The 25,133-nt window shown below is 59.3% G+C and carries 18 protein-coding genes and 1 pseudogene; 4 read left to right on the top strand and 15 right to left on the bottom strand.

Translation table 11 applies throughout. The annotated features are described in order from the left end of the window. Nucleotides 1-70: 70 nt before the first annotated feature. Both AB7933_RS05875 and AB7933_RS05880 read left to right on the top strand, forming a co-directional pair. Nucleotides 71-751, top strand: a complete 681-nt coding sequence (locus AB7933_RS05875) for a Fe2+-dependent dioxygenase (protein WP_024073402.1) — start codon at nt 71-73, stop codon at nt 749-751. A 2-nt stretch (nt 752-753) separates the two neighbouring features. Next, nucleotides 754-1,503, top strand: a complete 750-nt coding sequence (locus tag AB7933_RS05880; RefSeq protein ID WP_024073403.1) for a tetratricopeptide repeat protein — start codon at nt 754-756, stop codon at nt 1,501-1,503. 50 nt (nt 1,504-1,553) lie between these two features. Here the strand turns inward: AB7933_RS05880 and AB7933_RS05885 are convergent, their stop codons facing one another. The 5 genes from AB7933_RS05885 to AB7933_RS05905 all read right to left on the bottom strand — a co-directional run bounded on the left by AB7933_RS05885 (nt 1,554) and on the right by AB7933_RS05905 (nt 6,644). Further along, complete coding sequence (locus tag AB7933_RS05885; RefSeq protein WP_024073404.1) at nt 1,554-2,717, bottom strand: type III PLP-dependent enzyme; 1,164 nt, start codon at nt 2,715-2,717, stop codon at nt 1,554-1,556. Between the two features lie 476 nt (nt 2,718-3,193). Then, nucleotides 3,194-4,351 carry a betaine/proline/choline family ABC transporter ATP-binding protein gene (locus tag AB7933_RS05890; RefSeq protein ID WP_024073405.1) on the bottom strand — a complete coding sequence of 386 codons (1,158 nt, stop codon included), beginning with the start codon at nt 4,349-4,351 and terminating at the stop codon, nt 3,194-3,196. Then, the gene (locus tag AB7933_RS05895) at nt 4,348-5,001 is read right to left on the bottom strand and encodes an ABC transporter permease (protein WP_024073406.1); all 654 of its coding nucleotides are present in this window, start codon (nt 4,999-5,001) and stop codon (nt 4,348-4,350) included. Before AB7933_RS05895 ends, AB7933_RS05890 begins: the two co-directional genes overlap by 4 nt. A 12-nt stretch (nt 5,002-5,013) precedes the next feature. Continuing rightward, nucleotides 5,014-5,907 carry a glycine betaine ABC transporter substrate-binding protein gene (locus tag AB7933_RS05900; protein WP_024073407.1) on the bottom strand — a complete coding sequence of 298 codons (894 nt, stop codon included), beginning with the start codon at nt 5,905-5,907 and terminating at the stop codon, nt 5,014-5,016. A gap of 20 nt (nt 5,908-5,927) precedes the next feature. Continuing rightward, entirely contained in the window at nt 5,928-6,644 is a 717-nt protein-coding gene (locus AB7933_RS05905; RefSeq protein ID WP_004372306.1) for an ABC transporter permease, read from the bottom strand. A gap of 331 nt (nt 6,645-6,975) precedes the next feature. On the opposite strand from AB7933_RS05905, the gene AB7933_RS05910 reads away from it, so the two are divergent. Continuing rightward, the gene (locus tag AB7933_RS05910) at nt 6,976-8,559 is read left to right on the top strand and encodes a peptide chain release factor 3 (protein ID WP_024073408.1); all 1,584 of its coding nucleotides are present in this window, start codon (nt 6,976-6,978) and stop codon (nt 8,557-8,559) included. 231 nt (nt 8,560-8,790) lie between these two features. Continuing rightward, nucleotides 8,791-9,057, top strand: a complete 267-nt coding sequence (locus AB7933_RS05915) for a hypothetical protein (RefSeq protein ID WP_024073409.1) — start codon at nt 8,791-8,793, stop codon at nt 9,055-9,057. Nucleotides 9,058-9,256: 199 nt separating this feature from the next. Here AB7933_RS05915 and AB7933_RS05920 read toward each other — a convergent pair whose 3' ends face one another. The 10 genes and pseudogenes from AB7933_RS05920 to AB7933_RS05965 form a co-directional block, all read right to left on the bottom strand. Further along, the gene (locus tag AB7933_RS05920) at nt 9,257-10,228 is read right to left on the bottom strand and encodes a peptide ABC transporter ATP-binding protein (RefSeq protein ID WP_024073410.1); all 972 of its coding nucleotides are present in this window, start codon (nt 10,226-10,228) and stop codon (nt 9,257-9,259) included. After that, nucleotides 10,228-11,196, bottom strand: coding sequence for an ABC transporter ATP-binding protein (locus AB7933_RS05925; RefSeq protein WP_024073411.1), 969 nt, complete (start codon nt 11,194-11,196; stop codon nt 10,228-10,230). Before AB7933_RS05925 ends, AB7933_RS05920 begins: the two co-directional genes overlap by 1 nt. A 10-nt stretch (nt 11,197-11,206) precedes the next feature. Beyond that, nucleotides 11,207-12,118 (bottom strand): ABC transporter permease subunit, encoded by a 912-nt coding sequence (locus AB7933_RS05930; RefSeq protein ID WP_026139829.1) that lies wholly within the window; start codon nt 12,116-12,118, stop codon nt 11,207-11,209. Between the two features lie 10 nt (nt 12,119-12,128). Then, nucleotides 12,129-13,139, bottom strand: coding sequence for an ABC transporter permease subunit (locus AB7933_RS05935; protein ID WP_003215992.1), 1,011 nt, complete (start codon nt 13,137-13,139; stop codon nt 12,129-12,131). Between the two features lie 76 nt (nt 13,140-13,215). Continuing rightward, a pseudogene (locus AB7933_RS05940) lies at nt 13,216-14,814 on the bottom strand (ABC transporter substrate-binding protein). A gap of 80 nt (nt 14,815-14,894) precedes the next feature. Next, complete coding sequence (locus AB7933_RS05945) at nt 14,895-16,292, bottom strand: OprD family outer membrane porin (RefSeq protein ID WP_024073414.1); 1,398 nt, start codon at nt 16,290-16,292, stop codon at nt 14,895-14,897. A 171-nt stretch (nt 16,293-16,463) separates the two neighbouring features. Beyond that, nucleotides 16,464-18,008 carry an ABC transporter substrate-binding protein gene (locus AB7933_RS05950; protein ID WP_370531113.1) on the bottom strand — a complete coding sequence of 515 codons (1,545 nt, stop codon included), beginning with the start codon at nt 18,006-18,008 and terminating at the stop codon, nt 16,464-16,466. A 365-nt stretch (nt 18,009-18,373) separates the two neighbouring features. Further along, a complete protein-coding gene (locus AB7933_RS05955; RefSeq protein WP_024073416.1) occupies nt 18,374-20,002 on the bottom strand; it encodes an ABC transporter substrate-binding protein in 1,629 nt (542 codons plus the stop codon). A 258-nt stretch (nt 20,003-20,260) separates the two neighbouring features. After that, nucleotides 20,261-21,862, bottom strand: coding sequence for an ABC transporter substrate-binding protein (locus AB7933_RS05960; protein ID WP_024073417.1), 1,602 nt, complete (start codon nt 21,860-21,862; stop codon nt 20,261-20,263). Nucleotides 21,863-21,972: 110 nt separating this feature from the next. Then, nucleotides 21,973-24,825: a dermonecrotic toxin domain-containing protein gene (locus tag AB7933_RS05965; protein WP_143036967.1), complete on the bottom strand. Its 2,853-nt coding sequence runs from the start codon at nt 24,823-24,825 to the stop codon at nt 21,973-21,975. Nucleotides 24,826-25,133 lie beyond the last annotated feature (308 nt).

The following is a 25,133-nucleotide window of genomic DNA, read 5'->3' on the forward strand; positions in this document are numbered from 1 at the left end:
CGTCTAGGCGTTTTACAGAGAGGATAAGAATCAATACCATTGGCGCCTCTTCGTTCCCAGGTATCGTCCCATGCTGCTGCACATTCCCGGCCTGTTCTCTCGTGAGGAAGTGCTGCGCATCCGCCAAGCCCTGGAAACCGCCGATTGGGCCGACGGCAAAATCACCGCCGGGCACCAGTCCGCCAAAGCCAAGCACAACCTGCAATTGCCCGAAGGCCACCCCTTGGCCAAGGAAATCGGTGCGGCGATGCTCGAGCGCTTGTGGCAAAACCCGCTGTTTATGTCGGCAGCGTTACCGCACAAGGTCTTCCCGCCGTTGCTTAACTGCTACACCGCAGGAGGCAGTTTCGACTTCCATATCGACAACGCCGTGCGCCAGCCCAAGGGCAGCCATGAGCGGGTACGCACCGACCTGTCGTCGACGCTGTTCTTCAGCGACCCGGAGGACTACGACGGCGGCGAATTGGAGATCCAGGACACTTTCGGCCTGCAACGGGTCAAGTTGCCGGCCGGCGACATGGTGCTGTACCCCGGCTCCAGCCTGCACAAAGTCAACGCGGTAACCCGCGGCGCACGCTACGCCTCGTTCTTCTGGACCCAAAGCCTGGTGCGCGAAGACAGCCAGCGCACCTTGCTGTTCGAAATGGATGGCGCGATCCAGCAACTGACCGCCGCTGTCCCCGACCACCCGGCGCTGATCCAACTCACCGGCACTTACCACAACCTGTTGCGCCGCTGGGTCGAGGTCTGAGCATGGGGTTTTTATTGCGGCGTGAAGAAGTGCTCAACGTCGAGCAATTGCAATCCATGCTCGATGACTCTCCCGTTCGAGCAGCCCAGGCGATCCTGATCGCGGCCAAGGAGGGTGTGGTCGACGCCCAGGCTTTACTCGGGCAAATCCTGCTGGAGGGCCGTGGTATCGAGCGCGATGAAGCGCTGGCACTGCGTTGGTTCCAGATCGCGGCCCAGGGCGGGCACCGGATGGCGCGCAATATGCTGGGACGTTGCCGGGAGCATGGCTGGGGGAGCGCCGTGGACGAAGCGGCAGCGGCCCGTGAATACCGGCTGGCGGCAGACGCCGGGTTGGATTGGGGGTTGTACAACTACGCCAATCTGCTGGCCACCGGGCGCGGTGTTGCCGAGGATCAACCCCATGCGTTGGCGTGTTATCGCCAGGCGGCAGAGCAAGGCCACGCCAAGTCGATGAACCTGCTGGGGCGCTATCTGGAAGAGGGGCAGTATTGCCCGAGGGATCTGGATGCTGCCGTGGCCTGGTATCGACGCTCAGCCGAAGCCGGCGATTTTCGTGGCCAGTTCAGTTATGCAGCGGTGCTGGCCGACAGGGGCCAGGTCGACGCGGCGCTGGAGTGGTTGCGCAAGGCGCTGGCCGGCGGGAACCTGAAGTTTTTGCGAGTGGCGCACAAGGCGCTGGCGGCGGCGAATGATCCGCAGATTCGGGCGATGGCTGATGCCTACCGACAACGGGCCGCGAGCCTTTCCTGAGCCCAAAAAAAACCCATGACACGTCATGGGTTTTTTTCAGCGCAGCGGTCTTAAATGTAGTACGACTTCAACGGTGGAAAGCCATTGAACTCAACGGCGCTGTAGCTGGTGGTGTACGCACCGGTCGACAACCAGTACAAACGATCACCGATCGCCAGGTTCAGCGGCAGGCCGTACTTGTAGTTTTCGTACATGATGTCGGCGCTGTCGCAGGTCGGGCCGGCGATGACCACTTCTTCCATCTCGCCTTTCTTCTCGGTCCAGATCGGGAACTTGATGGCTTCGTCCATGGTTTCGATCAGGCCGGAGAACTTGCCCACATCCGTGTACACCCAACGCTCGACGGCGGTACGGGATTTACGTGCAACCAATACCACTTCACTGACCAGGATGCCGGCGTTGGCGATCAACGAACGGCCCGGCTCCAGGATGATTTCCGGCAGGTCGTCGCCGAAGTCTTCCTTGAGGAAACGGATGATTTCCTCGGCGTAGGTTTCCAGGCTGTTGGTACGGGTGATGTAGTTGGCCGGGAAGCCGCCACCCATGTTGATCAGCTTGAGGTGGATGCCGTCTTCTTCCTTCAGGCGTTCGAAGATCACTTTGACCTTGGCGATTGCCGCGTCCCACACGCTGATGTCGCGTTGCTGCGAGCCCACGTGGAACGAAATGCCGTACGGCACCAGGCCCAGGTCACGGGCGAGGATCAGCAGGTCCATGGCCATGTCGGTCTGGCAGCCGAACTTGCGCGACAGAGGCCAGTCAGCCGTGGTCGAACCTTCGGTGAGGATACGCACATACACTTTCGAGCCCGGCGCGGCCTTGGCGATGTTGCGCAGGTCGGCTTCGGAGTCGGTGGAGAACAGGCGTACGCCCTTCTCGTAGAAGTAGCGGATGTCCTTGGATTTCTTGATGGTGTTGCCGTAGCTGATACGGTCGGCGCTGACGCCGCGGTCCATGACCTTGTCCAGCTCGTAGATCGAGGCGATGTCGAAGCTCGAACCCTTGTCTTTCAACAGGTCGATGATCTCGACGGCAGGGTTGGCCTTGACCGCGTAATACACCTTGGCGAATTCGAAACCGGCGCGCAGGTCATCGTAGGCCTGGCTGATCATCGCGGTGTCGATCACCACGAACGGGGTTTCTTGCTTGTCGGCGAACGCCTTCATTTTGTCAAAAGTGGCGCGCGCGAAATAATCTTCGACGTTGATCGACATGCTGGGAACTCCTAAGGGCAAACTGATTTGATCAATGGGTGCAACTGAACGTCCTCCGTATCCCCACTTTGGTTCGCCTACTTCCCAAGGCATGTCGCCGAAAGCAAAAAGGCCATGGGGCTATCGCTACCCTTGGCCTTGCTGTCTCGTCGTCAGTACTTGAGCCGGATGGATCGTTTCCAGCATGGACGTTCGGCGCGAACTTTAGGACGTGAGGGGCCATAGATCAACTAAAAATGTCGCGTTTTTGCACGCGTTCGTCGCGGGACCGCGTGCAGCTACTTATGTAACCGACAGGTGTGACGGATTGATGTTCCCCGCAGGCGGATAATTAGGGGGATTTCCCTGACACACCACAGGCCAAATGTGGGAGGGGGCTTGCCCCCGATGGCAGTGTGTCAGTCATGAATATATTGACTGATACACCGCCATCGGGGGCAAGCCCCCTCCCACAGTTTTAAGCGTGTTGTGTCAGATCAGGCCAGGGCAGTCTCTGCAGGCGAAACAATACTGGTCTTGCCCCCACGCGACTTACCGGAACTCAGGTACTCGGCAATCGACTCCTGGGTCACCTCACCCAGGAACACCCGCTCCGCATCCATCACCGGCAGCCACGAGCGATTGAACTCGTACATGCGTGACAACAGGATGCGCAAATGCTCGTCGTACGCCGCCGTGGCGTTGAACTCACGCAGGTACTGGCCGCAGGTGCCGGTTTGACGGTGCAGGTCGCGACGACGTACATAGCCGAGTGCCTTGTTCTCGGTGCACGTGACTACCACATAACGGCGGTCAGTTTCGTCCATCAGCTCCAGGGCCTCGGCCACCGGGGTTTCCGGGCTCACCGACGGGGCGTTGTCGGCCGCATCTTCAGCCTTCACCAGCAGCAGGCGCTTGAGGGTGCTGTCCTGGCCCACGAAGTTGCTGACGAACTCATCGGCCGGATGCGCCAGCAGGGTGTCCGGATGGTCGATCTGCAGCAGCTTGCCGGCGCGGAAGATGGCGATCTTGTCACCCAGCTTGATGGCTTCGTCGATGTCGTGGCTGACCATGATCACGGTCTTGTTCAGCGCGCGTTGCATCTCGAAGAACTCGTTCTGGATCATCTCGCGGTTGATCGGGTCGACTGCGCCGAACGGCTCATCCATCAGCAGCAGCGGGGCATCGGCCGCCAGTGCGCGAATCACGCCGATCCGCTGTTGCTGGCCGCCGGACAGTTCACGCGGATAGCGATGCAAATACTGCTTGGGCTCGAGCTTGATCATGCTCATCAACTCGCGGGCGCGGTCGTGGCATTTTTGTTTGTCCCAGCCGAGCAATTTCGGCACGACCACGATGTTTTCCTCGATGGTCATGTTCGGGAACAGGCCGATTTGCTGGATCACATAGCCGATGTTGCGGCGCAGGGTCACTTCATCCAGGTCGGTGGTGTCTTCGCCGTTGATCAGGATCTTGCCCGAGGTGGGCTTGATCAGGCGGTTGATCATTTTCAGCGTGGTGCTCTTGCCGCAGCCCGAAGGGCCGAGGAATACGCAAATCTCGCCTTCGTTGACGGTCAGGCTTACGTCGTTAACGGCGGAGACAGTTTTGCCGTTGCTTTGAAAAGTCTTGGTCAGGTTTTGAAGTTCGATCATTTGAGCAGTCCTTTTGGAGTCAGCGAGCGTTGCAGCCATTGCAGAAGCAGGTCGGCGAAGATGGCCAGGAGACTGACCAACACGGCGCCAACGATCAGCATCGACATGTCGCTGCGGCTGATGGAAGCCAGAATAAGTACACCCAGGCCGCCGGCGCCGATGGTGGCGGCGATGGTCATCACACCGATGTTCATCACCACGGCGGTGCGCACCCCGGCGAGGATCACCGGCACGGCGATGGGCAGTTCGACCATGCGCAGGCGCTGGCCGAAGGTCATGCCGATGCCTTTGGCGGCCTCGCGAATGCCCGGATCCACACTTGTCAGGGCCAGGTAGGTGTTACGCATGATCGGCAACAGGGAATAGAGGAATACCGCGGTGATCGCCGGCATCGGCCCCAGGCCCTGGCCGAATTTGGAGTAGAACGGCAGCAGCAGGCCGAACAGCGCGATGGACGGTACGGTCAGCAGCACCGTGGCGCTGGCTTGCAGGGGGCCGGCGAGGGTTGGGAAGCGGGTCATCAGCACGCCGAGGGGCACGCCGACGACAATCGCGAGGATGACCGCGATGCCGACCAGGGTGATGTGCTGCCAGGTCAGGTGCAGGACTTGGGCCCAATCAAGATGGGAAAAGGCGTTCAGGAATTCCATGTCTTCTCCTTCTTAGTTGATCGGATGTTGGCGCAGGAAATCGGCGGCAACAGCGGATGGGCTTTCATGGTCGACGTCGACCCGCGCGTTCAACTCGCGCATGGTCTTGTCGTCGAACAGCGCGGCCAGGGGCTTGAGGTCAGCCTCCAGTTGCGGATGCGCGTCCAGGTAAACCTGGCGCACCACGGGGGCGGCGGTGTAGTCCGGGAAGTAGTGCTTGTCGTCTTCCAGCAGCTTCAATTTGAACGCGTTCAGGCGACCGTCAGTGGTGTAGACCAGGCCGGCAAACACCTGGCCATTACGCAGCGCGGTATAGACCAGGCCGGCGTCCATCTGCCGGGTATTTTTGCGCGTGAGGTTCATGTCATACAGCTTGACCATGCCGCCCATGCCGTCGGAACGGTTGGCGAATTCGGTGTCCAGGGCGACCAGGCGCGTGCCTTTGGTTTTTTCGGCCAAGGCTTGGGTCAGGTCACTGATGCTGTTGATCTGCGGGAATTCCTTGGCGACGTTCTCGGGCAGGGCCAACGCGTAGGTGTTGCTGAATTTCGACGGCGACAGCCAGACCAGGCCTTTTTTCGCGTCGAGTTCTTTCACCCTGGCGTAGGACTGTGCGCTGTCGAGCTTCTCATCGACGTGGTTGTAGGCCACCAGCGACACGCCAGTGTATTCCCAGATCAGGTCCAGTTGCCCGCTTTCCTGGGCACTGCGTGCCAGGTTGCTGCCCAGGCCACCGGTCACACGGGCGTCGTAACCCTTGGTGCGCAGGTACTGGGAGGTGATTTCGGCGAGCAGGGTCTGTTCGGTGAACACCCGGGCGCCGATGCGGATCACGGGTTTTTCAGCGGCGTGCGCAAAACCTGCAAACAGCAGGACGCAGCTCAATATCAGAGTCAGTTTTTTCATGTGATTTCCTTTGCCGAGCCTTAAGACGGACGCAACCCGCGTTCCAGCCAGAGGCGGCTGGCCATGGTCACCAGGCCGTCGAGCAGCAACGCCAGCAACGCGGTGCACGCGGCGCCGAGCAGCAGTTGCGGCTGATTGTTCAGGGCGATGCCGGGGAAAATCAGGCTACCCAGGCTGTTGGCGCCAATCAGGAACGCCAGCGGCGCGGTACCGACGTTGATCGCCAGGGCCACGCGCACACCGCCGATGATGATCGGCACGGCGTTGGGCAATTCGACGCGAAACAGCACCTGGCGCGGGGTCATGCCGATGCCGGTGGCGGCTTCTTTCAGCGAGCCTTGAACGTTTTTGAGGCCTTCGTAGGTGTTGCGCACGATGGGCAGCAAGGAGGCGAGGAACAGCGCGAAGATGGCCGGGCCGCTGCCGATGCCGAGGACGCCGAGGGCGATGGCCAGTACGGCCAGGGGAGGGACGGTGTTGCCGATGTTGAAAATCTGCATGAAGCGTTCTGCGCGCCCGACCATGTTCGGTCGGCTGAGCAGGATACCGGCGGGGATGCCCACAATCAGGGCGGCCAGCATGGAGACCAGGACGAGAATCAGATGAGCTTGCAGGTAAAACAATAAATCGTCGCGGTACAGTTCGATCGTGTTGATGCCGATCCAGTGGACCAGCAGGGCCAGGAGAGCGACGACAACCGCTCCTCCTATCAGCCCTTTGCCATAGCGAATAGCCACAGGCGGACTCCTTTTTTCTTCTGTCGGCGAACACATTCCTTCGTGGCATGCCATTCCTGGCTGTCTTCGAATGTGGTCGCGAAAAGCAGCTTGCCAATGCCGGCAAAAGCGGCATGAGGTCAAGCCATGAGCGCAGCCTCGTCAGGCTAACTTGCTGATTTTTCAGCCCCTGTTCCGAGTGCGGTAGCAGGGGAGTGGACGTCTCTACCTTTTAAAAGGTTCCACACTTGGCAGTATTTAGCCACCCCCAATGGGGTGAACGGTGGTCCGCCAGCCTGGGTTTGCGCTATACTCGCCGCCCTTTTTTGACTCACCTGCCAGGCGATTTCCCATGACCCACCAGGCCGCCGAAGTCGCGAAACGCCGCACTTTCGCCATTATTTCCCACCCCGATGCCGGTAAAACCACCATCACCGAGAAGCTCTTGCTGATGGGCAAGGCAATCGCAGTGGCCGGCACGGTGAAATCCCGCAAATCTGACCGCCATGCCACCTCCGACTGGATGGAAATGGAAAAACAACGGGGTATTTCCATTACCACGTCGGTCATGCAGTTTCCGTATCGCGATCACATGATCAACCTGCTCGACACCCCGGGCCACGAAGACTTCTCCGAAGACACCTACCGCACCCTGACCGCGGTGGACTCGGCCTTGATGGTCCTCGACGGCGGTAAGGGCGTCGAGCCACGTACCATCGCCTTGATGGATGTGTGCCGCCTGCGTGATACGCCGATCGTCAGCTTTATCAACAAACTCGACCGCGATATCCGCGACCCGATCGAACTGCTCGATGAAATCGAAGCGGTCCTGAAGATCAAGGCTGCGCCGATCACCTGGCCGATTGGTTGCTACCGCGACTTCAAGGGCGTGTACCACCTGGCCGACGACTACATCATTGTCTACACCGCCGGCCACGGTCATGAACGTACGGATGTGAAAATCATCGAGAAGCTCGACTCCGACGAGGCCCGCGCCCACCTGGGTGACGAGTACGACCGTTTTGTCGACCAGTTGGAACTGGTGCAGGGTGCCTGCCATGAGTTCAACCAGCAGGAATTCCTCGACGGCCAGTTGACCCCGGTATTCTTCGGTACGGCCCTGGGCAACTTCGGGGTCGACCACGTGCTCGACGCCGTGGTGGACTGGGCGCCGCGCCCACTGCCACGCGTGGCCAACGAGCGCACCGTGGAACCGGTGGAAGAGAAGTTTTCAGGTTTCGTGTTCAAGATCCAGGCGAACATGGACCCCAAGCACCGCGACCGTATCGCCTTTATGCGCATCTGTTCCGGCCGATACGAAAAAGGCATGAAGATGCGCCACGTGCGTACCGGCAAGGACGTGCGTATCGGCGACGCCCTGACGTTCTTCTCCTCCGAGCGTGAGCAGCTTGAAGAAGCCTACGCTGGCGACATCATTGGCTTGCACAACCACGGCACTATCCAGATCGGCGACACCTTCACCGAAGGCGAAACGCTGGGCTTCACCGGCATCCCGCACTTCGCCCCGGAACTGTTCCGCCGTGTGCGCCTGCGCGACCCGCTGAAATCCAAGCAGTTGCGCCAAGGCTTGCAGCAATTGGCGGAAGAGGGCGCGACCCAAGTGTTCTTCCCCGAGCGCAGCAACGACATCATTCTCGGCGCTGTGGGCGTGCTGCAGTTCGATGTGGTCGCCAGCCGCTTGAAAGAGGAATACAAGGTTGAGTGCTCCTACGAGCCAATCACCGTGTATTCGGCGCGTTGGATCGACTGCAGCGATAAGAAGAAGCTGGAAGAGTTCTCCAACAAGGCTGTGGAAAACCTTGCGGTCGACGGCGGCGGTCACTTGACCTACCTGGCGCCGACACGGGTCAACCTGGCGCTGATGGAAGAGCGTTGGCCGGATGTGAAATTCCGGGCTACTCGCGAGCACCATTAATTCCTGAGCGTCGCCAAACAGAATGTGGGAGGGGGGCTTGCCCCCGATAGCAGTGTGTCAGCCCGTACATTGGGGGCTGGCACTCCGCCATCGGGGGCAAGCCCCCTTTCACATTTTTGCTTTCGACCAGGCAGGGGATTGGCAAGAATCCGGCATCGGGACTAGCGTCAACGCTGGCGGTACTAAACGGCCGCCGTGCGCGATTCACCTACTGACCGGACGGAATCAACCATGAATATTGTTCAACGCTTAGTGTTGTTGCTGAAGGTACTGGTGCTGTTGTCGTTGGGGATGTCGACGGCCTGGGCACATAACCCGGTGCAGAGTGGGGCGGCAGTGTCTGCGGCGCAGAGTGGGCATGGCAAGGTCCTGCAACTGGCCAAGTCCGAAGCGGAGCCAGGCGACGAGGGCCAAGGTGGCAGTAAGGACGATGACGACTCCACCACCGACGAGCCGGACGATGACAACCCGGATGATGAAGGCGATAGCCAGACGTAGACCTGGCAAAAAAAAGCCCCTCCCGCCCGGTTGATGCGCAACCTGACGGGAGGGGCTGTAGAACGCGTTAACCCCCAACCTCTGTAGGAGCGAGCTTGTTCGCGAAAAAACGGAGAGCGCCACGATAAACCTGAAAAGGCTGCGTTATCGTTGACGATCTTCGCGAGCAAGCTCGCTCCTACAAGAGGGTGGGGCTGCTTCAGGCCACGAATTGCTCCGCGTAGTGGCATGCCACCTGACGGTTATCCAACGGCCGCAACAGCGGCTCCTCACTGCTGCAACGCTCGGTCGCGTACGGGCAGCGCTTGTGGAAAGCGCAGCCAGGCGGCGGATTCAGCGGGTTAGGCAGCTCGCCAACGATCTTGATCTTCGGCTTGTTCGGGTCCGGGTGGATGGTTGGGGTGGCCGACAGCAGCGCCTGGGTGTAAGGGTGCAGAGGCCGGGCGTAGATGTCTTCCTTGGGGCCCACTTCCACCGGGCGGCCGAGGTACATCACCATCACGTCATCGGCCACGTGCTGCACCACCGCCAGGTTGTGGGAGATGAACACATAGGCGGTGTTGAATTCCTGCTGCAAATCCATGAACAGGTTGAGCACCTGGGCCTGGATCGATACGTCCAGTGCGGAGGTCGGCTCATCCGCCACCAGCACTTTGGGTTGCAGCATCATGGCGCGGGCCAGGGCGATGCGCTGGCGCTGGCCACCGGAGAACATGTGCGGGTAGCGCTGGTAATGCTCAGGGCGCAGGCCCACCTGCTTCATCATCGCCTGGACCTTTTCGCGACGTTCGGCGGCGGACAGGTTGGTGTTGATCAGCAGCGGCTCGCCCAGTTGATCACCGACCTTCTGGCGGGGGTTCAACGAGGCATACGGGCTCTGGAACACCATCTGCACGTCTTTGCGCAATTGCTTGCGCTGGGCCTTGTCGGCGCCGGCGACTTCCTGGCCGGCGATTTTTAGGGACCCCGAGGACGGTTCTTCAATCAGCGTCAGCGCGCGGGCCAGGGTGGATTTGCCGCAACCGGATTCGCCCACGACCGCAAGGGTCTTGCCGGCTTCCAGCTCGAACGACACACCATTGAGCGCGCGTACCAGTGCGTGGCCCTTGAACAGGCCACGGGACACTTCGTAGTGACGGGTCAGGTCGCGGGCGGTAAGAACGACGGCCATTACGCCACCTCCTGGTTCAAGGGGTAGAAGCAGCGCGCTAGGCTGTTGGATTTAGGGTCAAGACCTGGGCGGGTCTGGCGGCAGCTTTCCTGCACGTACGGGCAGCGCGGCGACAGCAGGCAACCCTGCGGACGGTCATAGCGGCCGGGCACGATACCCGGCAGCGTGGCCAGGCGCGTGGCGCCGAGGCTGTGCTCGGGGATCGCCTTGAGCAGCGCTTCGCTGTAGGGGTGTGCCGGGATGTCGAACAGTTGCGGCACCTGGCCGACTTCCACCGCCTGGCCGGCGTACATCACACACACGCGCTGGGCGGTTTCCGCCACGACGGCGAGGTCGTGGGTGATCAGCACCAGGCCCATGTTCTGCTCTTTCTGCAACGCCAGCAGCAGGTCCATGATCTGCGCCTGGATGGTCACGTCCAATGCGGTGGTCGGTTCGTCGGCGATCAGCAACTTGGGCTCGCCGGCAATCGCCATGGCGATGGCCACACGCTGGCTCATACCGCCGGACAGTTGGTGCGGGTAGGCGTCCATTCGGCTGGCAGCGCCTGGGATCTCAACCTTTTCCAACAGCTCAATAGCGCGCTTGCGTGCTTGCTTGCCGGACATTTTCAAGTGCAGGCGCAGCACTTCTTCAATCTGGAAACCCACGGTGTAGCTGGGGTTCAGCGCGGTCATCGGGTCCTGGAATACCATTGCCAGGTCTTTGCCGACGATTTGGCGGCGCTGGCGGTTGCTCAGCTTGAGCATGTCCTTGCCGTCGAAGTTCAGGGCGTCGGCAGTGACGATGCCGGGGTGCTCGATCAGGCCCATCAGCGCCATCATGGTCACGGATTTACCCGAGCCAGACTCGCCAACGATTGCCAGTACTTCGCCTTTGTCGACACTGATGTCGAGGCCATCGACCACCGGCACGGCGGTCTTGTCGCCGAAGCGCACGTTGAGATTCTTGATTTCTAACAGTGACATGGGAATCTCCTCAGGCGGCGTTCTTGAGTTTCGGGTCCAGCGCATCGCGCAGGCCGTCACCCATCAAGTTGATTGCCAGCACGCTGAGCAAAATGGTCAAGCCAGGCAGGCTCACCACCCACCAGGCGCGTTCGATGTAGTCACGGGCCGAAGCCAGCATGGTGCCCCACTCCGGGGTTGGCGGTTGTACGCCAAGGCCGAGGAAGCCCAGGGCCGCGGCATCGAGGATCGCCGAGGAGAAACTCAGGGTGGCCTGTACGATCAGCGGTGCCATGCAGTTAGGCAGCACGGTGATGAACATCAGGCGTGGCAGGCCGGCACCGGCCAGGCGTGCGGCGGTCACGTAGTCGCGGTTCAGTTCGCCCATCACCGCAGCACGGGTTAGGCGGACATAGGACGGCAAGGACACGATCGCAATGGCGATCACGGTGTTGATCAGGCCAGGGCCGAGGATCGCGACAATGGCAACCGCCAGCAGCAGGGACGGCAGGGCCAGCATGATGTCCATCAGGCGCATGATGGTCGGGCCCAGCAGGCGCGGGAAGAATCCGGCGAACAGACCCAGCAGGATGCCCGGGATCAGCGACATCACCACCGACGACAAGCCGATCAGCAGCGACAGGCGCGAACCCTGGATCAGGCGCGAGAGCAAGTCACGGCCCAGTTCGTCGGTGCCGAGCAGGAACTGGATCTGCCCGCCTTCCAGCCATGACGGCGGGGTCAGCAGGAAGTCGCGGTACTGCTCGCTCGGGTTATGCGGCGCCACCCAAGGGGCGAAGAGCGCGCAGAACACGATCAGCAACATGAACAGCAGGCCGGCGACCGCGCCTTTGTTCTTGGAGAAGGCTTGCCAGAATTCTTTGTACGGGGACGGATACAGCAGGCTTTGATCGACTGCTGACACGGGAGTAGGTGTGGTCATGGTCATGATCTCAGCGCTGGTGACGGATGCGTGGGTTGGCGAAGCCGTAGAGGATATCCACCACGAAGTTCACCAGGATCACCAGGCAGGCGATCAGCAGGATGCCGTTTTGCACCACCGGGTAGTCCCGCGCGCCAATGGCTTCGATCAGCCATTTGCCGATGCCGGGCCACGAGAAGATGGTTTCGGTCAAAACCGCACCGGCCAGCAGGGTGCCGACTTGCAGGCCAACCACGGTCAGCACTGGGATCAGCGCGTTACGCAGGCCGTGGACGAACACCACGCGTGCAGGCGACAGGCCTTTGGCCTTGGCGGTACGGATGTAGTCTTCGCGCAGCACTTCGAGCATCGACGAACGGGTCATCCGCGCGATCACCGCCAAAGGGATGGTGCCGAGCACGATGGCCGGCAGGATCAGGTGGTGCAGCGCATCCCAGAAGGCGTCCGGCTCGTCAGCCAGCAGGGTGTCGATCAGCATGAAGCCGGTGCGCGGCTCGATGTCGTAGAGCAGGTCGATACGCCCGGAAACCGGGGTCCAGCCCAGGCTTACCGAGAAGAACATGATCAGGATCAGGCCCCACCAGAAGATCGGCATCGAATATCCCGCCAGGGAGATGCCCATCACCCCATGGTCGAACAGGGATCCTCGCTTCAGGGCCGCGATCACCCCGGCCAACAGGCCCAGGATGCCGGCGAACAACAGGGCGGCCATGGACAGTTCCAGGGTCGCCGGGAAGAGGGCGGTGAACTCGGTCCACACGCTGGTCCGCGTGCGCAGCGATTCGCCAAGGTCGCCATGGGCGAGCTTGCCCACATAGTCCAGGTATTGCGCATACAGCGGCTTGTTAAGGCCGAGGCGTTCCATTGCCTGTGCGTGCATCTCGGGGTCGACGCGTCGCTCGCCCATCATGACTTCGACGGGGTCGCCGGGGATCATGCGAATCAACGCAAATGTCAGCAACGTGATGCCGAAAAACGTGGGGATCAATAACCCCAATCGGCGGGCAATAAAACTAAACATCTTGTGGTGTACCTCAATCAGCCGGTTAGGCAAGTCCGGCACCGTCAAGGTCGACGGTGCCGAGCGTTTTTCTTATTTACTTCACCTGGGTGGTGGCGAAGTTATTGGTACCTAGAGGGCTTTGGGTAAAGCCTTCTACGTTTTTGCGCATGGCGGTGAACAGTTTCGGGTAAGCCATGGGAAGCCATGGTTGGTCCTTGTCGAAAACGTCCTGTGCCTGTTCATAGAGTGCAGCGCGCTGGGCGGGTTCAGTGAGGGCACGCGCCTTGTCGATCAGGTCCTGAAATTCTTTATTGCACCAACGGGCGTAGTTTTCGCCGTTCTTGGCCGCATCGCAACTCAGGTTGGGCGTAAGGAAGTTATCCGGGTCGCCGTTATCACCTACCCAGCCTGCGGAAACCATGTCGTGCTCACCGGCTTTGGCGCGCTTGAGCATTTCGCCCCACTCCATGACCTTGATGTTGACCTTCAGGCCAACCTGGGCCAGATCCGCCTGCATACGCTGGGCGCCCATCATTGGGTTGGGGTTGGTCGGGCCGCCGTTGGCGCGAGTGAACAGGGTGAACTCGGTACCCTCCGGCACGCCGGCTTCCTTGAGCAGGGCACGAGCCTTGTCCAGGTCACGTGGCGGGTTTTTCAACTTGTCGCTGAAGCCCAGCAGTGTTGGCGGATACGGGCCGGTGCCCACGACTGCGTTACCTTCGCCAAACAGTGCTTTCGTATAGCCGGCCTTGTCGAACGCGATGTTGATCGCGTGGCGTACCCGCGCGTCGCTCATGTATTTGTGGGTGGTGTTCAAGGCAGTGTAGCTGGTGGTCATCGCTGCCAGACCATCGATCTTCAGGTTCGGGTCTTTCTTGATGCTTGGGATGTCATCCGGCTTCGGATACAGCGCGATCTGGCATTCGTTGGCCTTGAGCTTCTGCAGGCGCACGTTGTTGTCGGTGGTGATCGCCAGGATCAGCGGGTCGGCCGGCGGCTTGCCACGGAAGTAGTCCGGGTTGGCCTTGAAACGCACCTGGGCGTCCTTGGCGTAGCGGGTGAAGATGAACGGGCCGGTGCCGATGGGCTTGGCATTGAGGTCATCGGTCTTGCCGGACTTGAGCAACTGGTCGGCGTATTCGGCAGAGTGAATCGAGGAAAACGCCATGGCCAGGTCGGCCAGGAACGGTGCTTCAGGGCGGGTCAGGGTGAAGACCACGGTGTGGTCGTCAGTCTTCTCGACGCTCTTGAGCAGTTCCTTGAAGCCCATGCTTTCGAAGTAGGGGTAGCCCACGTTGGACTTGGTGTGCCACGGGTGTTTCGGGTCCAGTTAGCGCTGGAAGCTCCAAAGCACGTCGTCGGCGTTCAGGTTGCGCGTGGGTTTGAAGTAGTCGGTGGTGTGGAACTTGATGTCGTCACGCAGGTGGAAGGTGTAGGTCAGGCCATCGGCGCTGATCTCCGGCAGGGCCTTGGCCAGTGCGGGAATCACTTCGGTGGTGCCGGGCTTGAAGTCCACCAGGCGGTTGAACATGGTTTCAGCGGCGGCGTCAGCTGTGACGGCGGTGGTGTACAGGACCGGGTCGAAACCTTCCGGGCTGGCTTCGGTGCAGACCACCAGCGGTTTGGCCGAAACGCCGATCGCAACGCTCAACAGCGCAGCGGCAATAGCGGCTTGTAGCGGGAGCATTTTCATTCGGAGCCCTCTGCAATCGATGGGACCAGACAAGCGTAGACGGCGGGCTCGGATTGAGCCCGCCGTCTACCTGGCGCTAATTAAAGGATGTTGAACGGGATGGTGGTGACCAGGCGGAACTCTTTGATGTTGCCATCAGCTTGTTGCGCGCTGGCGCGGTGAGTCACGTAGGTGCCACGGATGGTGGTGGCCTTGAGTGGGCCGCTCTGAATCGCGTAGGACGTGCCAACGCCGTATTCCTGGTGTTTCTCGCCGTCCATCAGGCGCAGGTCGCTACGCGAAGCGCCGGCTTCACCGTAGGCGGTACCGTTGTAGTGAGTACCGTCGATGCCCCAGCCGCGCGCCGAGTAGACGTTGAACTTCAGGCCTGGCACGCCGTATTCGGCCATGTTGATGGCGTAGGCGACCTGGAAGGACTTCTCGTTCGGGCTGTTGAAGTCCGAGGTCAGGGAGTTGGCCAGGTAGATGCCGTTGGTTTCGTGCAGGTAGTCGAAGTACTCGTCACCGTTAACTTCCTGGTACGAGAAGGTCAGGCTGTGAGCCTGGTGGGTCAGCCCCAGGGACAACGAGTAAGTGTCGTTGTCGATGTTGCCCATCTTCTTGCTGCCGGTGTCGGTGGTTTTGTAGTAGTTCAGGCCGGTGGTCAGTGCCAGGGTCTGTGCATCACCCAGTTCGTGGGTAGCGCCGAAGTAGTACTGGTTCCAGAAGTCTTCAACGTTGGCGGCGAACACGCTGGTTTTCAGGCTTTTGAACGGCTGGTAGTTGAAGCCCAGGGTTTTGACCTTGTCGGTTTCCTGGCCATTGCCGTACTCGGAACGGAATTTCGACAGGCTTTGTTCGGTACGCGGCGAAACGCGATCGAAGATGCCGCCCTGGAACGACAGGTTGCTGAACTCTTCACTGTTGAAACTCACACCTTCGAAGCTCGAAGGCAGGGCACGGTTGCCGATAGTGTCGACGATTCCGCTGCTGAAGTTCTGGCGACCGGCGGTCAAGGTGGTGTTGGACACGCGGAACTTGACGTTAGCCAAGCCCAGTTTGCTCCATTGGCCTACTGCATCACCGTCGGAGTCAGCCAGGGTACGGTTGGAACCGCCCTTGATATCACGCTTGCTACGGTCCAGGACTACAGCGTTGTAGGCCGCCACTTCGGTGGCCACGCCCACGGTGCCTTGGGTGAAGCCCGAGGAGTAGTTGAGAATGGTGCCTTGCACCCAGTTCGTGCGGTTGGCGTCAGTGCGTGCCTGACCGTGCTTCTCATAGGTAAAGCGCTGGCCGCGGAATTTCTTCTCGCTGGAGAACCAGTTGCGAGTGGTACCGCCCAGGCTTTGACCGTCGATAAAGCCTTTGGCTTCGCTTTGCGCGCTGGTGCCGGCCAGGGTGGTAGGCACGAAGTCCTGGCTCTGAGTGTCCGCATAGGCGGTGGCCGTGATGCTGCTGATGGCCAAGGCCAGAAGCGCTTTGCTGCTCAGTTTCATGGGTGAAGCTCCTTTGGTTCTCTTTTTTATGCCGGTCTTTTTAGGTGAACCGGCTATTGGGTGTGTAACTCGATCAAGCTATTGCAAACGTTTGCTGTAGGAAAATTCCCAAAACAAGGCTGCACGTTTGCGAGAGAGCCAACTTCGCTCTCTGCAAATCCGGTTATTTTTTTAGGGGGTGATACTGACGCCTGAGAACACGTTGCGGCCGAAGGGGCTCACTTTGAAACCTTCGACTTTGGCGCTTAACGGCTGGTTGACCGTCGAGTGGGCGACGGGCGTGATAGGCACCTGCGCTTTAAGCAGTTGCTGCGCCTGTTTGTACAGAACAGTCCTTTGTTCGCGGTCGGTGACGACCTTGGCTTGCTTGATCAGCTTGTCGTACGCCGGGTCACACCACATGGAGTAGTTGTTCCCGCCGATGGCGTCGCAGCTGTAGAGAGTGCCCAGCCAGTTGTCCGGGTCACCGTTGTCGCCGGTCCAGCCGATCAGGCTGATATCGTGCTCACCGTTCTTGGTGCGCTTGATGTATTCGCCCCACTCGTAGCTGACGATCTTGACCTTGAGGCCGATCTTCGCCCAGTCGCTTTGCAGCATCTCGGCCATCAGCTTGGCGTTGGGGTTGTACGGCCGCTGCACCGGCATCGCCCACAGGGTGATCTCGGTGCCTTCCTTCACGCCGGCGGCCTTGAGCAGTTCCTTGGCTTTTTCCGGGTTGTAGGCGGCGTCCTTGATGCTGTCGTCGTAGGACCACTGGGTCGGCGGCATGGCGTTGACTGCCAATTGCCCCGCGCCCTGGTACACGGCATTGAGGATGCTCTGCTTGTTCACTGCCATGTCCAGCGCCTGGCGCACTTCAAGCTGGTCGAACGGCTTGTGGCGCACGTTGTAGGCGATGTAGCCGAGGTTGAAACCGGGCTTGGTCAGCAGTTTCAGGTTCGGGTCGGCCTTGAGGGCGTCGACATCGGCCGGACGCGGATGCAGGGTGACCTGGCATTCCCCGGCCTTGAGCTTTTGCACGCGCACCGAGGCGTCGGTGTTGATGGCGAAAATCAGTTGGTCCAGCTTGACCTTGCTCGGGTCCCAGTACTGTTTGTTGGCCACAAAGCGGATCTGCGAGTCTTTCTGGTAGCGCTGGAATACAAAGGGCCCAGTGCCGATCGGCTTCTGGTTGATGTCGCTGGGCTTACCGTCCTTGAGCAACTGCTCGGCGTATTCGGCCGACAGGATGGCGGCAAAGCTCATGGCGATGTTCTGCACGAACGCGGCGTCGATCGTGTTGAGCGTCATCACCACGGTGTGTGGGCCGGTCTTCTCGACCTTGGCGATGTTCTTGTTCAGGCTCATCCCGTTGAAGTACGGAAACTCGGTGGGGTAGGCCTTGCGAAACGGATGGTCGGGGTCAAGCATGCGGTTGAAGGTGAACAGCACGTCGTCGGCGTTGAAGTCCCGCGTTGGCTTGAATTCCTTGTTGCTGTGGAATTTCACCCCTTCGCGCAGATGGAAGGTGTAGGTCAGGCCGTCTTCGGAAACCTCCCACTTGGTCGCCAGGCCAGGCACCACGTTGGTCTCGCCCTTTTCAAACTCGACCAGCCGGTTGTACAGCGGCTCGGCGGCATCGTTGTCGGTGGCGGCGGTGTATTGCGCGGTGTCGAACCCTGCCGGGCTGCCTTCGGAGCAGAACACCAGGCTCTTCTTGTCGGCGGCTTGGCCCATCGTGGCCACAGCCAGCAGGCTGGTGCCAAAAATTGCGGATAGAACGGTGGTATGGCGCATGACGATCCCGATCCTTGATTGTAGTTGTCATCAGCGAGCAATCCCCCGGGCTTTCGGCCAGGGAGACATCACTGATCCCACTCGCAGCAAGTGCCTTTCCGAATTAGATGCCTCTGCTGTCCTACGACGTTATGGGTCGCGGACTTCACAGTAAATGCGCCAAATCGGACTGACCTTGTAGGCAACGGAGTCGCAAATCGCAGTTTGTTACCGTAGGACGGCAACGATTGCGAATGTGGTCTGTTTCCTACGGTCCAGACGGATGCAATAACGGCGACGTTCTGAAACGTCGCCGCCAGTGATCCTTACTTGCCGCTTACGCTCACGCCGTAGAAGGAGTTCAAGCCAAACGGGCTGATCTTGAAGTCCTGCACGGAGTTGCGCATGGGTTGATACACCGTCGAGTGCGCGATAGGTGTCATCGGGACTGCATCTTTGAGGATATGTTGCGCCTGCTTATACAGCTCGGTGCGTTTGGCGACATCCGATGTGGCCTTGGCTTCTTTGACGATGCCGTCGAATTTCTTGTCGCACCATTTGGAGAAGTTGTTACCGGCCAGCGAATCACAGCCGAACAGCACGTTCAGCCAGTTGTCCGGGTCACCATTGTCGCCGCTCCAGCCAATGATCATGGCCTGGTTCTCGCCGCCTTTGGAGCGCTTGATGTACTCGCCCCATTCGTAGCTGGTGATCTTGACCTTCAGGCCGATCTTGGACCAGTCGTTCTGCAGCATTTCAGCCATCAGCTTGGCATTCGGGTTGTACGGACGCTGGACCGGCATGGCCCACAGGACGATCTCGGTACCTTCCTTGACGCCGGCTTCCTTGAGCAGCGCTTTGGCTTTCTCCGGATCGTACTTGGCATCCTTGATGGTGGTGTCGTAGGACCATTGAGTCGGTGGCATGGCGTTGACGGCCAGTTGACCGGCGCCCTGGTAGACGGAGTCGATGATCTGCTGCTTGTTCACCGACATGTCCAGCGCCTGGCGCACGCGCAGGTCTGCCAGCGGGTTAGGCTGGTCGCTGCCCTTGATCTTGTCCATGACGTTGTAAGCAACGTAACCCAGGTTGAAACCGGCCTGGTGCGGCAGTTTCAGGTCCTTGTCTTCGCCCAGCGCCTTGAGGTCGGCCGGACGTGGGAACAAGGTGATCTGGCATTCGTTTTTCTTGAGCTTCTGGATGCGTACCGATGGGTCGGTGGTGATGGCGAAGATCAGGTTGTCGATCTTGACGTCTTCAGGCTTCCAGTAGTCCTTGTTGCCGGTGTAACGGATGTTCGAGTCTTTCTGGTAGCTCTTGAACACGAACGGGCCAGTGCCGATCGGCTTCTGGTTGATGTCCGGGGCTTTGCCTTCCTTCAACAGTTGGGCGGCGTATTCAGCCGACTGGATCGACGCGAAGCTCATCGCCAGGTTTTGGATAAAAGCGGCGTCCACGGTGCCAAGGGTGAACTTGACGGTGTGGTCATCGATTTTCTCGATGTTCTTGATGTTGGTGTCCATCCCCATGTCCGTGAAGTACGGGAACTCGGTGGGGTAGGCTTTACGGAATGGATCGTCTTTATTGATCATCCGGTTGAAGGTGAACAGTACGTCGTCAGCCGAGAATTCACGAGTGGGCTTGAAGTACGGGGTGGTGTGGAACTTGACGCCTTCGCGCAAATGGAAGGTATACGTCAGGCCATCCGGGGACACGTCCCAGCTGGTGGCCAGGCCAGGAATCACTGCGGTGCCGCCGCGTTCGAACTGGCTCAGGCGGTTGAACATGGTTTCGGCCGAAGCATCGAAGTCTGTTCCGGTGGTGTACTGGCCAGGATCGAAACCGGCCGGGCTCCCTTCGGAGCAGAACACCAGGTTAGTTGCCGCATGGGCAAAGGGGGCGGCGGCCATAAGGCCAGCGCTCACTAATAACGGAAGGACTGCGTGTTTAAGCATGTTGGCCTCATGATTTGTTGTCATTTTTGGTGGTGAGGGCGACCTCGTGAGTCGGCCTGCGGATACTTATGCAGGGGCCATACCCATTGCAAGATGCTGAACGGTTGCAAGCGGCAAAGAGTGGTACGAACGTACACGAATGTCGCAATTATGAAAGTTTTGACACAAATGAGCATGTTTAGAGGGTTTTTTCGGTGCGCAAGGCGCACCAAAAAGACCCATATGGCGCGCCTGGCGCACCCGGTTGGGGCGTGGCTGTTACTTATCTAGACTCACGCCGTAGAAAGGCGTCAATCCAAACGGGCTGATCTTGAAGTCTCGCACTTCTTTTCGCAGGGGTTGGAAAACCGTCGAGTTTGCAATAGGCGTTATAGGTACTTGTTCCTTAAGGATTTTTTGTGCCTGCTGATACCACTTTATGCGCTGCTCGCGATCGCTGCTGAGTTTGGCTTGCTGGACAAGTTTGTCGTAGCCCGGGTTACACCATTTGGCGTAGTTGCTGCCCTTGACCGCAGCACAACTGTAGAGCACGCCGAGCCAGTTATCCGGGTCGCCGTTGTCGCCGGTCCAGCCGTAAATCATCGCATCGTGCTCACCATTCTTGGCGCGCTTGATGTATTCGCCCCATTCATAACTGACGATGTTGGCCTTGATGCCGATCTTGTCCCAGTCCTGCTGGATCATTTGCGCCGACATGCGCGCATTCGGGTTGGAAGCCCGTTGCACGGTCATGGCCCACAGGTTGATGGTCGTACCTGGTGCAACCCCTGCTTCTTTTAGTAGCGCCCGAGCCTTGGTCGGATCGTAGGGGGCGTCCTTGATGGTCGGGTCATAAGACCACTGCGCCGGTGGCAAGGCGTTCTGCGCCAATTGTCCGGCGCTTTGGTAAACGGCCTTGATGATCGCGGGTTTGTCGATAGCCATGTCCAGGGCCTGGCGCACCTTGAGCTGGTCCAGCGGCGGGTGGGTCACGTTGTAGGCCAGGAAACCCAGGTTGAAACCGGCTTGCTGTAGCACGCGCAGGTTGGGGTCCTGTTTCATCACCTCGATGTCGGCGGGGCGCGGATAGCCACTGACCTGGCATTCGCCGGCCTTGAGTTTCTGCAGGCGTGACGCGGCATCCGGAGTGATGGCGAATACCAGGTTGTCGAGCTTCACATCCTCGGGCTTCCAATAGTGCTTGTTGGCCACATAGCGAATCTGCGAGTCCTTCTGGTAGCGCTTGAACACAAACGGCCCGGTGCCTACCGGCTTCTGGTTGATGTCTTCGGCCTTGCCTTCCTTCAGCAATTGAGCCGCGTACTCGGCGGACTGCACCGAGGCGAAACTCATCGCCAGGTTTTGTACGAAGGCGGCGTCGACGTTGTTCAGGTTGAAGCGCACGGTGTGCTCGTCGAGTTTGTCGACGCTCTTGATCGTGGTGTTCAGGCCCATGTCGGTGAAGTACGGTGACTCGGAGGGGTAAGCCTTGCGAAACGGGCTGTCGGCGTCCAGCAAGCGGTTGAAGGTGAACAGCACGTCATCGGCGTTGAAGTCGCGGGAAGGCGTGAAGAAATCGGTGGTGTGGAACTTGACGCCATCGCGCAGGTGGAAGGTGTAGGTCAGGCCGTCTTTGGACACCTCCCAACGGGTCGCCAGGCCGGGCTCGACTTCGGTGCCGCCGCGCTTGAACTGGGTCAGGCGGTTGAACACGGTTTCCGCCGAGGCATCAAAATCGGTGCCGCTGGTGTACTGGCTGGGGTCGAAACCGGCGGGGCTGGCTTCGGAGCAGTAGACCAACGTGCTGGCGGCCTGGGCCAGCGGCATAAAGGCCAGCAGGCCAGCGGCGAGGAACAGTGGTTTTAAGGTGATTCTTTCCATGGAGACTCCTGAAGTGGCAGGCATACAAAGTTGCCCAGACAAAAAAACGGCGGTCACCGAGGTTACCGCCGTTCAGGCTTTTCAGGTCAGTCGAGAACGTTCTATCGTTATTACCCTACCGACAGTTGCAGGCGGGAATTCGAGGGACCTTCAATTTTGAATCGATCACCTTCTGCCCCGTTGCTCTTGCGGATCTTGAAAGTGCGCGTCGATGAGATGTCCATATCCTTGATGGGCTCGAGCTCAGCGGAGTCTGTATCAGTCAGCTTCCACTTGGCAGAGATCGTGACGTCGGCGTCTCCGGCCGCCGGGTTGTAGTCGATGAGAAAGTGACGGTCACCCGCACTGGTCAAGTAGTTGTCCTTGAGCAGGGGGGGACCCAGCTCCTGCCACGTGGACGCTGCTGCTCCCTGGTGGGCAACTTCGGAAATCCGCGCGCGCAGTTCTGGATCGGGCACTGCTTGTTCAAATTTGGCGAGGTTGTCTCGCAGGAAGCTGTCCTCCAGGTTTGCAGGTGGATTTTCAAAGCTGGCCTTGAGTTTGTTGAAGTCCATTTCAATTTCGTTTGCGCCAACGCGCAGCGTATAGGGGCTACGGTGCAGGTCTTTGATGAAGTTCGGCGCGTACTCGCCGGCCCCGAACTCTGACGGGATTGCCCTTTCGGAGTCTGACACCGAATACACGCCGTCATTGGCCGCCCAATCGATCTTCAGCCTACGCTTGATCTCGCTACCTTGTTCATAGTGCTCACTGGAAAAAGTGAAGTTGGTTTTTGTGTCGGCATTGACGTACTTGTCAAAGATTTTTGCCCCTGCCATCTGGGTGCCATCTACTTCAACAAACTGACTCGAAACGCTGGGGACTTTGTTCAGGACTTCATCCTGGGTCGGTGCTGGGATCTTTTTTTTCCATGGCCACTCGCGGGCACCTCCTGGGCCGATACCCGGTGCCCACTCACCATCGCCGGTGGAATGCACGGTCATCACCGGCTTGCGGGTTTGTGGGTCGATGATCTGAACGTAGTCGTCGCGCAGTTTGAAGTCGCTTCTGATCTCGTAGACCTTGGGCATACCCGTAGCGTCGGTGTAGCGGATGAACCACCGGTCTACGCCGGAAGCATCTTTAAGCTGATGCATGCCTTTTGCATTTGCCTGCAAGCCTTCAATAACGCGTTCGCCATCCGGGATTGCATAGGCGCTGATATCGGCGGCCTGGGACGGGCGGAGACGGTTGGCAACGTTTTCCTCGGCGCGGGGCTTGATGTCGACGGGCTTTTCCGGGATTTCGCGTGAGGGTGGCGATAGTTCTTCTGCGGCATTCGCTGCGACGACTTCGCCCTCGGCGGCACCGGTGACCAGTTTGCTGGCGCCATGGACGACGCTAGGCAGTGCATTCAGCACACCGAACACAATATGGTCTGCGCCGCCTTGCTTGCCATGCTTGAGGTCGTCGGCGCCAACCCCGGCCTCCACTGCGCCGGCGGCAGCGTAAAACACCTCCAGCCCTATCGCCACTTCTGGCATGACCATGGCCAGCGGGGTCATCATCAAGGCGATTTTGCTGGTGTTCTCCAGCACTTCCAGGAGGGTGGCTTTGGTGACGTCGCCGTCCGTGGTGATCTCGGTTTCGGCGTCGGCGTATGAGCGTTCTTTTTGTCGCTGGGTCATGACCGCGAACGGGTCGCCGGACAGTGGTTCGGTGGTGATGAATTGTTGCGGATCGAATTCGTTCAGCCGTTCGAGAGGCCCGGCATCGGGTGCATTTTTTTTGGTCCAGCCGCTGACACCGACCAACGTTTGATTGACGCCTTCGGAGAAGAAACGATCAGCCTGGTCGCGCAAGCGGAAGTGCATCGATAGCGCTTCACGCTTGACCGGGTCGACAGCCTGTTCAGCCAGCCATGTCTTCATCCGGGCGTGGCTGTCGAACGTATGAATCGGCGAGGAGTTTCCCGGGATGTACAGCAACGTACGGTTGATGGGGGTGCCGTCGTCACCCAATTGGGGCTTTTTGTCGGTGATGTAGAGCAAGTCCGTGGACTTGAAGCCGTTGATGCTCAACAGCCCTACTTCCACATCGGGGTCTTTGCGGGTGGCGGGGGCCAGATCGTCCAGTTTCAGACGCTCCCACGTGGTATTCGACGGCAGGCCGGCGGCGCGCATGACCAGGTCGGTATCACTTGCCTTCAAACTGTTGTTCTCAAATTGCCGCAGGGCAGCACCCACCAGGGATGCTTTGCTCATTTGTTCGTATTTGCTTTGATGGGCAGGCCAAAAGCTATTCAGGAAGTCGGTGTAGGGTTTGCTCCGTTCGGTGTTCCACACGATCTCCCGGAAGGCGGCCGGGGTCTCGCGCAGCAGGTTTGTAGCGCCATAAACCTCCCTCTGGCCGGGGGCCGCCCCGACAAAGATGCCTTCGTAGGTCTTCTGCGGTTGCGCCAGCGGGTCAATCTTATTCTCCAGCACCGACAAAGGGTTCAACGGCGCCATCCGGTTGAGCCAGGTGTGCAGGGTCGACCGCTGTTTTTCGGACTCCGTCTGGTGTTCGTCTTTCTTATTGGCGCGCTGTACGTTATGTAACGCGGCTTTGGTCAGCGATATCTTGTTTAAGACTTTGCCACCCCTGGGTTTTGGCTGCTTGGGGTCGTAGTTCAACGTGACAATAAACGTGTTATCAGGATCAATGTCCTTGCGCCACCGTGTTTTCAACTCGGCCTTGATAATTTCAGCGGTACTTTGGCTCGGCGTTTTAAAACCTTCAGTGGCTTTAGCGATGTATTTATCCACCCCTGGGTTATACGGTAGACCGGGGATCAGTGTTTGGTGATGGTGTTTTCTCCTCGGGCTTTTTTGCCGGGGGGCATGTTCTGTGTTATTGCGGGAAGGCTGGGTGGCGAGCTCTGGTGAGGTGCGAGGCCCATTTGGCATGGATGTCGGAAGAGTGTTTGAGGCAGATGTAATCATTCGGTATCGATCTCCGTAAATTAGCCTCCCTGGCGATTATGTGTTCGATACTTGCGTGGAAAATGATCGTACTGACGTTCCTGCTTTTGGCTTTGTTCTCGTTACACATGGTTGCGGCTGACATCTACTGAAAAGACCTGGCGGCTGATTGCATGACTTCGTCGGATAAAGGCGCGTATTCAGCGTGCGGTAGGGGGGAGAATGAAGAGGCGTGTAATGCGCCATGTGTTCTGATTTATGAAGTTACGGCTGCACCGATAAAAAAGGCGCGTCCTCAAGGCCGCGCCAGATGCCAATCTGTCAGAGAA

It is taken from the genome of Pseudomonas gorinensis (assembly GCF_042015035.1).
Taxonomy (GTDB): Bacteria; Pseudomonadota; Gammaproteobacteria; order Pseudomonadales; family Pseudomonadaceae; genus Aquipseudomonas; species Aquipseudomonas gorinensis.

What these genes read in the sequence shown, in the direction of transcription:
- AB7933_RS05875 (WP_024073402.1), top strand. Translation starts at nt 71, where the DNA reads ATGCTGCTGCACATTCCCGGCCTGTTCTCTCGTGAGGAAGTGCTGCGC.
- AB7933_RS05880 (WP_024073403.1), top strand. Translation starts at nt 754, where the DNA reads ATGGGGTTTTTATTGCGGCGTGAAGAAGTGCTCAACGTCGAGCAATTG.
- AB7933_RS05885 (WP_024073404.1), bottom strand. Translation starts at nt 2,717, where the DNA reads ATGTCGATCAACGTCGAAGATTATTTCGCGCGCGCCACTTTTGACAAA.
- AB7933_RS05890 (WP_024073405.1), bottom strand. Translation starts at nt 4,351, where the DNA reads ATGATCGAACTTCAAAACCTGACCAAGACTTTTCAAAGCAACGGCAAA.
- AB7933_RS05895 (WP_024073406.1), bottom strand. Translation starts at nt 5,001, where the DNA reads ATGGAATTCCTGAACGCCTTTTCCCATCTTGATTGGGCCCAAGTCCTG.
- AB7933_RS05900 (WP_024073407.1), bottom strand. Translation starts at nt 5,907, where the DNA reads ATGAAAAAACTGACTCTGATATTGAGCTGCGTCCTGCTGTTTGCAGGT.
- AB7933_RS05910 (WP_024073408.1), top strand. Translation starts at nt 6,976, where the DNA reads ATGACCCACCAGGCCGCCGAAGTCGCGAAACGCCGCACTTTCGCCATT.
- AB7933_RS05915 (WP_024073409.1), top strand. Translation starts at nt 8,791, where the DNA reads ATGAATATTGTTCAACGCTTAGTGTTGTTGCTGAAGGTACTGGTGCTG.
- AB7933_RS05920 (WP_024073410.1), bottom strand. Translation starts at nt 10,228, where the DNA reads ATGGCCGTCGTTCTTACCGCCCGCGACCTGACCCGTCACTACGAAGTG.
- AB7933_RS05925 (WP_024073411.1), bottom strand. Translation starts at nt 11,196, where the DNA reads ATGTCACTGTTAGAAATCAAGAATCTCAACGTGCGCTTCGGCGACAAG.
- AB7933_RS05930 (WP_026139829.1), bottom strand. Translation starts at nt 12,118, where the DNA reads ATGACCACACCTACTCCCGTGTCAGCAGTCGATCAAAGCCTGCTGTAT.
- AB7933_RS05935 (WP_003215992.1), bottom strand. Translation starts at nt 13,139, where the DNA reads ATGTTTAGTTTTATTGCCCGCCGATTGGGGTTATTGATCCCCACGTTT.
- AB7933_RS05945 (WP_024073414.1), bottom strand. Translation starts at nt 16,292, where the DNA reads ATGAAACTGAGCAGCAAAGCGCTTCTGGCCTTGGCCATCAGCAGCATC.
- AB7933_RS05950 (WP_370531113.1), bottom strand. Translation starts at nt 18,008, where the DNA reads ATGGGCCAAGCCGCCGACAAGAAGAGCCTGGTGTTCTGCTCCGAAGGC.
- AB7933_RS05955 (WP_024073416.1), bottom strand. Translation starts at nt 20,002, where the DNA reads ATGCTTAAACACGCAGTCCTTCCGTTATTAGTGAGCGCTGGCCTTATG.
- AB7933_RS05960 (WP_024073417.1), bottom strand. Translation starts at nt 21,862, where the DNA reads ATGGAAAGAATCACCTTAAAACCACTGTTCCTCGCCGCTGGCCTGCTG.
- AB7933_RS05965 (WP_143036967.1), bottom strand. Translation starts at nt 24,825, where the DNA reads ATGATTACATCTGCCTCAAACACTCTTCCGACATCCATGCCAAATGGG.